Origin of the sequence: Pseudomonas sp. RA_35y_Pfl2_P32 (genome assembly GCF_963970735.1) — a bacterium.
Classification (GTDB): domain Bacteria; phylum Pseudomonadota; class Gammaproteobacteria; order Pseudomonadales; family Pseudomonadaceae; genus Aquipseudomonas.
The window spans coordinates 21,967-32,851 of sequence record NZ_CAXAQF010000038.1 but is presented as its reverse complement, the minus strand read 5'-3'; the positions used below and the strand labels follow the sequence as shown (position 1 = coordinate 32,851).

The 10,885-nt window shown below is 55.8% G+C and carries 9 protein-coding genes; 5 read left to right on the top strand and 4 right to left on the bottom strand.

Going from position 1 to position 10,885, the window contains the following annotated elements; all coding sequences use genetic code 11:
* Nucleotides 1-124 precede the first annotated feature (124 nt).
* Together rarD and AACY45_RS26250 are read right to left on the bottom strand one after the other, a co-directional pair.
* The gene (rarD, locus tag AACY45_RS26255) at nucleotides 125-1,096 is read right to left on the bottom strand and encodes an EamA family transporter RarD (protein ID WP_339548321.1); all 972 of its coding nucleotides are present in this window, start codon (nucleotides 1,094-1,096) and stop codon (nucleotides 125-127) included.
* A gap of 201 nt (nucleotides 1,097-1,297) precedes the next feature.
* Complete coding sequence (locus tag AACY45_RS26250; protein ID WP_339548320.1) at nucleotides 1,298-2,503, bottom strand: diaminopropionate ammonia-lyase; 1,206 nt, start codon at nucleotides 2,501-2,503, stop codon at nucleotides 1,298-1,300.
* A gap of 378 nt (nucleotides 2,504-2,881) precedes the next feature.
* Here AACY45_RS26250 and AACY45_RS26245 point away from each other — a divergent pair, with 378 nt between their 5' ends.
* Nucleotides 2,882-3,355, top strand: a complete 474-nt coding sequence (locus tag AACY45_RS26245) for an Lrp/AsnC family transcriptional regulator (protein WP_339548319.1) — start codon at nucleotides 2,882-2,884, stop codon at nucleotides 3,353-3,355.
* A 166-nt stretch (nucleotides 3,356-3,521) separates the two neighbouring features.
* Here AACY45_RS26245 and AACY45_RS26240 read toward each other — a convergent pair whose 3' ends face one another.
* Nucleotides 3,522-4,919 (bottom strand): MFS transporter, encoded by a 1,398-nt coding sequence (locus AACY45_RS26240; RefSeq protein ID WP_339536193.1) that lies wholly within the window; start codon nucleotides 4,917-4,919, stop codon nucleotides 3,522-3,524.
* A gap of 95 nt (nucleotides 4,920-5,014) precedes the next feature.
* On the opposite strand from AACY45_RS26240, the gene AACY45_RS26235 reads away from it, so the two are divergent.
* Nucleotides 5,015-5,875 (top strand): LysR family transcriptional regulator, encoded by an 861-nt coding sequence (locus tag AACY45_RS26235; protein WP_339536191.1) that lies wholly within the window; start codon nucleotides 5,015-5,017, stop codon nucleotides 5,873-5,875.
* 434 nt (nucleotides 5,876-6,309) lie between these two features.
* On the opposite strand, the gene AACY45_RS26230 is transcribed toward AACY45_RS26235, so the two are convergent.
* Nucleotides 6,310-7,224 carry a LysR family transcriptional regulator gene (locus AACY45_RS26230; RefSeq protein WP_339548318.1) on the bottom strand — a complete coding sequence of 305 codons (915 nt, stop codon included), beginning with the start codon at nucleotides 7,222-7,224 and terminating at the stop codon, nucleotides 6,310-6,312.
* A 121-nt stretch (nucleotides 7,225-7,345) separates the two neighbouring features.
* On the opposite strand from AACY45_RS26230, the gene lysA reads away from it, so the two are divergent.
* The 3 genes from lysA to AACY45_RS26215 all read left to right on the top strand — a co-directional run bounded on the left by lysA (nucleotide 7,346) and on the right by AACY45_RS26215 (nucleotide 10,855).
* A complete protein-coding gene (gene lysA / locus AACY45_RS26225; RefSeq protein ID WP_339548317.1) occupies nucleotides 7,346-8,584 on the top strand; it encodes a diaminopimelate decarboxylase in 1,239 nt (412 codons plus the stop codon).
* A complete protein-coding gene (locus tag AACY45_RS26220; protein WP_125924645.1) occupies nucleotides 8,581-9,207 on the top strand; it encodes a VOC family protein in 627 nt (208 codons plus the stop codon). Before lysA ends, AACY45_RS26220 begins: the two co-directional genes overlap by 4 nt.
* Nucleotides 9,208-9,601: 394 nt before the next feature.
* Complete coding sequence (locus AACY45_RS26215) at nucleotides 9,602-10,855, top strand: ferredoxin reductase family protein (RefSeq protein WP_339548316.1); 1,254 nt, start codon at nucleotides 9,602-9,604, stop codon at nucleotides 10,853-10,855.
* Nucleotides 10,856-10,885: the final 30 nt, after the last annotated feature.

Here is a 10,885-nt window from a genome sequence, read left to right as displayed (position 1 = left end):
TTCTTTTCGGTCACTTGATTGACTGCTTGGATTTTGAATTCTTCGGGATAACGCGGGTTGCTCATGGCACCTCCTGATTGGCCTCATTTTAAGGCATGGAGGTGTCTACGAAACCCGGGGCGATTCACTGGGGTCTTTTGACATCCGCCTCATGATTCACTGAATTTGGAGGATCAAAACTCGGAGGGGTTAACCGGCGATGACGAAATGAATTTCTTAGTGCCAGGCGCCCTTCCAGACATAGCACCAGAACTGCTGCACCAATAGCGATATAGGTTGGCCACTGAGCAGGTTTGATGGCCTCACCCAGCAACAGGGATGCGCACACCAGCAGGACGGGCTCGACATACGTCAGCAAACCGTAAAGTGACAGGTTCAGCTTCTCAGCAGACAAGGCGGAGAATGCGAGAGCAGCGGCACTGATTGCTCCGAGTCCGACGACTAGCCATGGCAGATTCATACCGCCGTGCTCACTGTTAAGCAATGCACCTTGGGTGATGAAAAAGAAGCTGACGGGCAGACTAATACTCAAGTCGAACCAAAGTCCGCCAAGATTGTTTGTGCCAATGACCCTGCGCAAGTAGTAATAAATCGGGTACCCGAGACACACCGCGAAGGCAGGCCAGGCGATCTGCCTGGCGATCACCAGTTCATTGAACACTCCTGTCGCCGCCAGCGCACATGCCAAAAGTTGGAAGCGTGTAAGCTTTTCTTTGAAGACAAGTCGTCCTACCAGTGCTGTGGTGATTGGCAGCAGAAAGTACCCGAGCGAAACATCGAGAGCGTGGCCATTCACGGGAGCCCACATGAATAGCCACAGCTGCACGCTCAACAGCGCCGATGAGAGCAAGCGTTTTGCCCAAAACAATCGCTCACGGCACAACCTCAAGAATATCGACTTTACCTCGCCCCAGTGACCGGTCGTGATCACCAACAGTGTTAAACAGGGCAGAGTCAGCAACGTTCGCCAGCCGTAAATCTCCTCTGCACTTAACGCCGTCAGCAGGCTCGTGTAAGCATACATGACGGCGAACAGCACCGAAGCGAGCACGTTGAACAGTACGCCGAGAGCCGTCTTGCCGTTTGTGCTGGACATCATCTTTTAATCGCCACTGGGTATCCGGGGTTCATTGTGGAAGTCTGAGCCGATGATCGAGCCCGAGCCGGTAAACATCAGTGACCATGGTCCGATATTGCGTTTGGTAGTTTTCATTATTTCTCCATTGTTCTTTTTATTAGGAGCAGCCCACGGAGACCGGCGGTGCCTGGTCTCCATGGAAAACAAAAAGGGTCAGTTTCAGGCCTTCGCTAACCAGGCCTGTTGTCGCGCACGTACCGAAGCGTCGGTTTCGCCAACCAACTCGGCATACACACCCGGAGCGGTGGCACCCTCAGTACTGATCAAAAGAATCCGTGACTGAGTGTTGATGCCGACTTCAGCGCAAAGGGTTTGCGAATTGATAATGCGGACAAGGCCGACAAGTCCTGCAACAGCCGATTCACCTGCTTCCAGCGGGATGTCCTGCTCGCTGCCGACTGCGAGACGACGCATGGCGCTAACCGCTTCGCTGTCCTGAATCGTCATGAAGAAATCGACACTGGGTTGCAAGAACTTCCAGGCCAAGGGAGATGTATCGCCGCACGCCAGGCCAGCCATTACCGAATCCACCGAGCCGTTGGTTTTGGCGGCTTTGCCTGCGATTGCACTTTGGTAGAGGCAATCCGCTTGATCCGGTTCTACGACAATAAACGTTGGGCGCTGCCCTCCTTTGAGCTCCCAGAGATAGCTTGCAATACCCGCCGCCAACCCACCGACACCGCCCTGAAGGAACACGTGGGTGAATGCACAGCCAGTTTCGATGATTTCGGCTGCGATGGTGCCGTAGCCCTGCATCACGTCACGCGGAATATCCTCATAACCCTCATAGGACGTGTCGGAAACCACCCACCAACCGTTCTTCTGGGCAAGCGCTGCCGCTTCTTCCACCGACTGATCGTAGTTACCGCTGATCCGTATGATTTCGGCGCCATAAGTGGCAATCGCTTGTTCACGTTCGATGCTGACGTTTGCATGAAGGACGATGACGCAGCCGCAGCCGACGCTCTGCGCAGCTGCCGCCAGAGCCCGGCCATGGTTGCCGTCAGTAGCACTGATGACAGTGAAATCGGCGAGTGCCGAACTGTACCGTCCAGACAACAAGCCATGGGCGTCGAAACGCTGCTCCGGAAATTCGCACAAAATGAGTCGAACAAGTGCAATTGGCGCGCCCAGCGCTTTGAAACTTCCCAGCTCCGATCGCTTCGATTCATCCTTCACCAGAATGTCGGCAACCCCCAGCTCTGCGGCCAGATCCGGGAGTGAGTGCAGCGGCGTACCGGCCGGATTGAGTCGCGACCATTGTGAAAGCCATGCACCACTCTGATTGGCTTTCTCGACGTTCATGATGTCCTTCAAGCGATCAGGATAGGTCTCGCGTATTGCGTTCGGGTTGGCAAACAGCATGTTGGTTTCCTTTAGGCAAAGCAGGGCCGTCGCCACTGGGCAGACCCCGTGGCAGATTGGTTTTTTCAAGATTGCGTGTGAACGTTCTATCGATTGACTAGTGCATCGAGCTGCGCATCGGCACCTGTGGCCAGTTGATCGATACCGGTATGCTCGCGAGCAGAAGAATGGGATCGTTCAGTCGTAGATCAGGGGACTTGCTCATTAAGCTCTCCGGGTGCGACGGACAACTGGAAAACTATCCGCGGCGCTGTTGGCTGTCTTGTTAGGTAAATGTTATTTCAATCAAGCGCACTAATTTCTTGATTTTTGCTCCCTGAATGAACTTATATTTCGCCTCGAATGGCTGTTACGAACTTTTATTTAGAGCTGACAAAAATGAGCCTTGATCATTTTGATTTCGCACTCCTCGAAGCTATTCAAGAGGATGCGACGACCTCCCAGCAAGATCTGGGTGCCCGCGTTAACCTTTCTTCGGCTGCCGTGAATCGACGCTTGAAGAAAATGAATTCGGATGGGGTGATTCGCAAGACTGTTGCGCTGTTGGACCCCGCCCATTTGGATCACAGGCTTACGGTGATAACGGAAGTGGAAGTGGAAAATGAACGTCTGGATCTTCTGGATGAGATGAAGCGCGCGTTCTTGGCCTGTCCACAAGTCCAGCAGTGCTACTACGTAGCAGGTGAGTGCGATTTTGTCCTCATCATGTCGGTCAGGAACATGGAGCAATACACGGAGTTGACCAGAACGCTTTTCTTTGAGAGCAATAACGTCAAGCGCTTCAAGACATTGGTTTCAATGGGCAATGTGAAGGTAGGACTAAGCATCCCGACAACGGTCGAAGAGACGTGACGGGTATCAGTTCCCAAGTAGGTCAATCTTCAAGGAGTACGAATGTCTGCTCAGGATACGTCGCCGGATGACCGCTATTGGCCGGAAGTGGACGTTCCTTCAGCGCAATGCCATCTCGATCAGGCTAAACGCTCTGTCTTCAATGGTCGTGCCTCCCTGCTATTGCTCACGAGGGCAGTCGGGCAGCGCAAAGGCCCATGGCTCGAGTTGGCCGCAGCCCGGCGAATGCCACGCCTGAAGCCAGTAACAACAACAGCGCCGAAATCATCAACGTATGATCCAGTCCCCGCAGGAACTGCTGTTCTGCATTGTCGCTGATCATGAAGCCGAACACCGCGACCCCTATGATGCCGCCGACTTGTCGAGCTGCGTTCAGCAGCGCGGAGGCAATACCTGCCTGGTTGCTTGGCACCGCCGCCAATGTCGCGCTGGTAATGGTGGGAATGGTCAAAGCGATACCGCTGCCAGCCAATAGCATTGGTACCACCAACCAGCCATAGGCATGGGTGGCCAAGGCTGGTGCCATCAGCACATAGCCCAAGGCCGAGAGCAGCAGGCCGCCGGTGGCCAATACTCGGTGCTGGATGTGGCAGATCAGCCTGCCTGCCAGAATGTTCATGACCATCAGCACTGCCATCATCGGCAGGAAAGCAAGCCCTGTCTGGTTGGGGGAGAAGTGCTCGATGGTCTGGAAAAACAGGCTCAGGGCGAAAACCACGCCATAGAATACCAGGTTCGCCAGCATTCCGATGAGGGTCGCGCTACGCAGTAGGGGGGCACGGAACAGCGCCAGAGGCAGCATAGGCTGTGCGGTGTGCGTTTGCATCCAGATGAAAATCGCGCCCAGCAATACACACGCCATGGCCGCGCCAAGGATTTCAGGGTTTGACCAGCCCAGCTGGCTTGCCTGCGTCAGGGCGAATGTGAAGCTGGCCAGCGTCAGCACGGCGACGATCTGCCCAGGCATATCGAGGCTCCGATCAGGCTGAGTGGGGGATGAGGGTGCATGCCGGGCAGTCAGCCAAAGCCCGATGAGGCCGATTGGCACGTTGATGAGAAACAAGCTGCGCCAGCCCAACGTGGTAATGAACAAACCACCTATTACCGGACCCGCCGCTAGCGCGATTCCGCCGCCGGCACCCCACCAGCCCACCGCTCGGTTACGTGCGGACTCCTCCTGGAATGCCTCCCGAAGCAACGACAACGAAGTGGGTACCAGCAGAGCCGCACCCAGTCCTTGCACCAGGCGCCAGCTGATCAACGATGCGATGCTTGAGGCAAAGCCACAACCGAGCGAGGCCAGCGAAAAGACGCCGTACCCGAGCATGAACACGCGTTTGGCGCCCAGCCGATCGCCCAGCGTGCCTGCCAGCAGAAGGAGTGAGGCAAACACCAGGGCATAAGCATTGACCAGCCACTGGAGGTCGGTGATATCGGCCCCTATGCCCAGATGCAGGGCTTGAAGCGCGACGTTGACGACACTGACGTCCATGAGCACCACGAAAAAGCCCAGGCACGTAGCGAGCTGGACAAGCCTTGGAGAAGCGTGAAGAGAAGAGGACATGAGGTAGACCTTCTGAAGGAAAGCCATAGGTTATGGGATCGCGATCTGTGCGAAAATTCGGTGAAATCGCACAGCTCACTGGAGAAAACGCACCAATGTTCGACTGGGAGAGTCTCCGCGTCTTTTTGGCCATCGCCCAAGCCGGCAGTCTATCGGGGGCCGGGCGCACGCTGAAGGTTGATCATGCGACTGTCAGTCGTCGTTTGGGCGCATTGGAGGGAGACCTGGGTGTGCGCCTTATTGACCGCTTGCCACGCTCATGCCAGTTGACCGAGATCGGAGCGCAGGTATTGCGGATATCCAAAGAAATGGAAAATAGCGCTTTTGCGATCGAGCGGGCCGTTCGAGCCGAACAAACCCATGCGGCTGGGCGGGTTACCCTGAGCGCACCGCCGGTACTGGCCACCAATTTCCTAATGAGCACTTTGGGCCAATTCCGTGAGCGTTATCCGCAGGTGCAACTGGCCATCGCCAGCCAGGCGCAAAGCGTATCGCTCGGGCGTCGTGAAGCCGATATTGCCATACGCTTGTATCGGCCCACCGAGCCGGACAGCGTCACACGAAAATTGGGCAGCATGCCGTTCGCGCTCTACGCAAGCACCGACTATGTCCACCTTGCGTCACCTGCTCAGTGGGTATTCATTGCCTATGAGGAGCAGCTGGCCGACATGCCCCATCAGAAATGGCTGGCGAAGGTCGCTCAGGGGCGAAGCATTGTGTGTGAAGTCAGCGATATCACTACTCAGCATGCCGCCGCACGTGCAGGCGTGGGCGTTGCCGGATTGCCGACATTCATCGGTGATGCCGATCCACAGTTGCGACGGTTACCTTTCGAAGGCGAGGGTTTCTGCCGTGAGATCTGGCTGGTTGTGCATGCCGATTTGAGGCATTCGCCGCTGTTGCGTGAGGTGAAGGGTTTTATCGTTGAGGTGGTGGGGCAGCAATTTGGAGGGTAGAGGTTGCCAGTTGGTGCGAGGGTATGACCCAAAATTGTTGTTGCGCCCGCGCGCCAAGCGCCGGTAATTAGATCCGCAATTTTCTCTACATGAATACAATTGCCGTCGGGTTCTTTAACGAATCGACATGCAAGGAGCACGTCCTTTGCTCGGTAAATGTTCGCTTCAACCCAAAGCTGCCCTTCGCGAAGGGCAGCAGTCGGCCAATAGCGGCCTGTCGACGACCTCAGCGGTTTTCACGTTGCGACATCGCGATGCACCGTCAGGTGGTGAGCGACCTCAATGCGTAATGGGCACGCAGCTCTGACTCAAGGATGTACGACCCAAATGGTTCATCATGCGCTGTCTATCCGGAAGCCTAGAAGCTACATTTTTCAACGCAGCATCAGTGTGGGCCGCTGGGTGCCTAGCCTCAACGCGACCAAGTTGCCCTTTCAAATCCCTTTTGCCAGGCGAGCGGTAAGTTCTAGCGCCTGCGCCCGCAGCGCCTCACAAAACAAATCTACTGCTGCTGAACCCGGTCTATGTTCGGGGCGTATCAACATGACCGAATAGGGGACGCTAACGCTCAGCCGGCGAATCGACAGCCCACTGTGCGCTGCTTCTAGCCCGCTCAATGGGTTGATAATCGCTACTCCTAGCCCTTGCTTGACCATGGCGCATACCGATGCCGCGCTAGTCGTCTCGATGATCGTGCGCCTGTTCACTCCCGCGGCTCTGAAGTGCTGATCCAACCGTTGCCGGTAGGTATCAAGGCTCGCCAGATTGATGAAATTCACCTCGTGAAAGTCGCTCAGCTCCAGTTGGGACTTGTTCAACAACGGGTGTCGATCCGGTAACACGCAAACCAGGCCAGCGCTAAATAGGAGCTCTCCTTGGGCACCTCGTGGCACTTGCTCGCCTTCAGTCAAGCCAAGGTCATGCTGCTGTGCCAGCAGTGACTCTTCCAGCAATGGCGACTCCTGTGCAGTGATGCTCACGCTGACACCCGGGTGACTCTGATGAAACTGCTGGCACACCTCAGGGAGCAAGGCATGAGAGAAGAGCGGCAGGGAAGTAATAGCCAGCCTGCCATGTTCAAAGTTGCGGATCGCCTGGGCGAATCGATCAATGCGCTCCAGGCCGACGTAGGCCCGCTCGACTTCCTCAATCAGCAGCAACGCCTGCGCCGTCGCTAGCAGGCGCCCCCCCTCACGGTCAAACAGGCGCAGCCCAACAACCTGCTCCAACCGAGCCAGTTCACGGCTAATAGTCGGCTGTGACGTGAACAGCAGTCGCGCAGCATTGGTAACGCTGCCGGCAGCCATGATAGCTCGGAATATTTCGATATGGCGCAGCGATAGCTTCATGGAAAGACCAGAAAGGAAAAGGCTGGGTATATCAGATATGAATCGATTAAAGAAAAAAAACTATTTTTATGAAATTTTTACTCAGTTCATGCTGGTTGCATTCCTGTAACGAGGCACGCTCATGAATGCTGATGCACCTTTTGAATTATTAGCCGCTGCGGTTCGCCGTCATGGTTCGCCACTTTGGGCGTATGACGCCCGGACGATTATTGATCGAATTGAAAAACTGCGCGGCTTCGATACGGTGCGCTACGCGCAGAAAGCCAATCCCAATCTGCATATTCTTCGCTTGATGCGCGAACGGGGGGTGGTGCTCGATGCGGTTTCTTGGGGGGAGGTGGAGCGTGCCTTCGCGGCGGGAGCGTCGGTGGATGGCGATCCAGCGGGTGTTGTGTTGACGTGTGACCTGCTAGATCAAACGACCTTGGCCCGGGTAATCGAATCAAGGATCGAGGTCAATGTCGGCTCGATCGATATGCTTCGGCAGTTGGGGGAGCGATCGCCAGGGCATCGGGTCTGGCTCCGTATCAATCCCGGGTTCGGCCATGGCCACAGTCGCAAGACCAACACGGGAGGCGAAAATAGCAAGCATGGTATCTGGCACGAACAACTGGAAGAGGCACTCGACTGCATTAGCACTTGGGGTCTGCACCTGGTAGGTGTCCATATGCATATTGGCTCGGGCGTGGATTACCCGCACCTGGCGCAGGTAGCTCAGTCGATGACTGACCTCATTGCTCGGCTGGACAGGAACATAGAGGCCTTCTCCCTTGGTGGAGGTCTGGCTACACCGTACACAAGTACCGACAAACCGGTCGATATCAACCAATATGCCCGGATTTGGGCCGCTGCTCGGGAGAAAATCGAGGCAATCCTTGGCCATGCCGTACGCATGGAGATCGAACCTGGACGCTTTCTGCTGGCAGAGTCGGGTTACCTCGTGACCGAGGTTCGCGCTGTGAAGAAGGCAGGTGGCAATACCTTCATTCTGGTCGATGCCGGGTTCAATGACTTGATGCGGCCCGTCTTGTACGGCTCGTACCATCGCATGACCTTGCTCGACGTTGATGGCCTACCAGTGTCTCGCCCTTTGCAACCCACCCTGGTGGCCGGCCCACTCTGTGAGGCTGGTGATGTGTTTACTCAGAGCGAACACGCGTTGGCTCCCCAGGACTTGCCGCAGGCCAGGGTCGGCGACCTGCTGGTGATTCATGATACGGGCGCCTATGGTGCTTCCATGTCTTCGAACTACAACAGTCGCCCCCTGTTGCCGGAGTTACTGATCGAGAACCAAAGCTACCGAATGATAAGGCGGCGGCAGACCGTCCAGGAACTCTTGAATCTGGAGTTGTGCCCATGAGGCGTTCCATTGTTGACCATCTGGTCATCGTGTCACCGACACTAGCGGCAGGCGCACAACTGGTCGAAAGGCAATTAGGGGTGAGCATGCAGCAGGGTGGCAATCATCCCCGCATGAGCACTCATAATCTACTTTTACGATTAGGCGACTGTTTTTATCTCGAGGTGATTGCGCCCGACCCTTTGGCGCCGAAACCCAGGAGGCCCAGGTGGTTTGGGCTTGATAAACTAAACGCCCAAGCATCTCCACGTCTGGCCCACTGGGTCGCGCGCACGGAATTTCTGGATGCCGCAGATGAAGAGCTACAGAGTGCTTTTGGTGTTATCGAACCGATGAACAGAGGCGAGCTGTCGTGGAGTATTTCCATCCATACAGACGGACAACTGCCGCTGGATGGAGTAGTGCCCAGCCTGATCGACTGGGGCGACTCGAAGCCACCGGCACAGAGACTTGACGAGAAGGGCTGTCAGTTGCAGCGTCTTGAGATTTTCCATCCCGAACCGGGTGCTGTCGAGCACCATTTGGAAATGATTGGCTTCTGCGGCCCGGTCAAAGTCATACGCAATGACCAATATGGTTTGCGGTCTTATATTGAGACACCGGACGGTCTCAAAATACTATAGCGAAGGGCCGCTTCTGGCCTATAGCTGCCTGTCAGCAGGGTTTACATTGGGTCTCGTCAGGGTTCCCTGATGCCACCGAAAAATCGTAGCTGGATCAACCTCGATTTTGAGCGATCCTTGAATATTCACATCGCGGCTACTTTCTGGAAGCGTATCTCAGATGATAGCTCTTTCGTGTCGCAATACTTGGCGCGAGCTAATTCTAACTAACTCCAGCGAACAACCCCCAGCATTCTTGGTCGTCTAGTCTGAAGTCCTAGCTGGGCTGGAGCTTCCAAACACGGAACTACAATACCGTTATTGCGTACACCGTCGATCCGCCCGTGACCCAGGTCAGCACCGACCGCCTCGAAAACCGTTAGGTTATTGACGCTGATAACTGGAGTCTAACCGCATGAAAAGCTGGCATTGCGTCGTGAGTATACTGCTGATCACTACGCTTACCATTTTGCTCGAAATTCCTTCTGATACCTGGATGACCTCGGCCACCCTCAGCTTGGTGCTGGGTGCCTCGGCATTGGCCAACATGGCGGTGTCATGCCTGCTGGCCGCTCGTTGGCACCTCATCGAGCGACTGTTCGGCGGGCTGGATCGGGTGTATGAAACGCACAAATGGCTGGGAATCTGGGCGTTGGTCTTCGCCAGCTACCACCTGGTGTTCAAAGCCAACCTTGACGCCTGGAACAGTGCCGCGATTTTGGAGTTTTCCAAGTACTGGACTCGCATGGTGCGCCAACTTAGCTATGTAGTACTGGGTATGATCGTGTTGCTGGCCCTGAACCGAAACATTCCCTACAGCGTCTGGCGCTGGTGGCACAAACTCTCTGGCCCGCTGTTCCTGATCGTCATTGCCCATTGGCTGAGCTTCAAGTCACCGATTACCCTGAACAGCCCCTCTGGCATCTGGTTGGCCGTACTCTGTGGCTTGGGGGTCATTGCTGCCCTGTACAAGCTGGTGCTTTACCCCTTCATCGCCACTGCGGGCGAGTACAAGGTTGCTGCAGTGTCCACCGCCAAAGGCTCCCTACACCTGGAGCTGGCACCGGTCCATCGCGGCTTCCCGTTCAAGGCCGGGCAATTCGCTTTCCTGGCAATGAAGGAAAAGGGTTTGCGTGAGCCGCACCCGTTTACGATCGCCAGTGCCCATAAAGACAACGGCCACATCCACTTCGTGATCCGCGCCTTGGGCGACTATACCCAAGCGCTGCGCAAACAGGTCAAGGTCGGCATGCTAGCCGATATCTATGCCCCTTACGGGTACTTCAAGCGCCTGCCCGATGCCCAGCGGGAGATCTGGATTGGTGGCGGGGTGGGCATTTCGCCATTCGTTTCCTGGTTGCAGGACAAAGCTGCCAAGCGCTTCGACAATGTCACGCTGGTTTACTGCTTCAACCCCTCGCGCGCGTTCCCCAGTGTCGAGCAAATGAAGACGATGGCTGAAGAGCGCAGCGCCGAGTTCGTCGGCCATGACAGCAGTGCCGACAAACTGGCCGAAACCTTGCGCAAGGTTTCCCGCGAAACCGACCCAGAGCAAATCCAGATCAGCTTCTGCGGCCCCAAAGGGCTGCTGGCTCAGGTCAAGGAGCTGATGCGCGAACACCGAATTCCAGAGCGCAATCTGCGTTATGAGTTCTTCGAGTTCCGCTAGTTGAAAGGCTGAATGCTGCCCTAGCCAGTC

What these genes read in the sequence shown, in the direction of transcription:
- rarD (WP_339548321.1), bottom strand. Translation starts at nt 1,096, where the DNA reads ATGTCCAGCACAAACGGCAAGACGGCTCTCGGCGTACTGTTCAACGTG.
- AACY45_RS26250 (WP_339548320.1), bottom strand. Translation starts at nt 2,503, where the DNA reads ATGCTGTTTGCCAACCCGAACGCAATACGCGAGACCTATCCTGATCGC.
- AACY45_RS26245 (WP_339548319.1), top strand. Translation starts at nt 2,882, where the DNA reads ATGAGCCTTGATCATTTTGATTTCGCACTCCTCGAAGCTATTCAAGAG.
- AACY45_RS26240 (WP_339536193.1), bottom strand. Translation starts at nt 4,919, where the DNA reads ATGTCCTCTTCTCTTCACGCTTCTCCAAGGCTTGTCCAGCTCGCTACG.
- AACY45_RS26235 (WP_339536191.1), top strand. Translation starts at nt 5,015, where the DNA reads ATGTTCGACTGGGAGAGTCTCCGCGTCTTTTTGGCCATCGCCCAAGCC.
- AACY45_RS26230 (WP_339548318.1), bottom strand. Translation starts at nt 7,224, where the DNA reads ATGAAGCTATCGCTGCGCCATATCGAAATATTCCGAGCTATCATGGCT.
- lysA (WP_339548317.1), top strand. Translation starts at nt 7,346, where the DNA reads ATGAATGCTGATGCACCTTTTGAATTATTAGCCGCTGCGGTTCGCCGT.
- AACY45_RS26220 (WP_125924645.1), top strand. Translation starts at nt 8,581, where the DNA reads ATGAGGCGTTCCATTGTTGACCATCTGGTCATCGTGTCACCGACACTA.
- AACY45_RS26215 (WP_339548316.1), top strand. Translation starts at nt 9,602, where the DNA reads ATGAAAAGCTGGCATTGCGTCGTGAGTATACTGCTGATCACTACGCTT.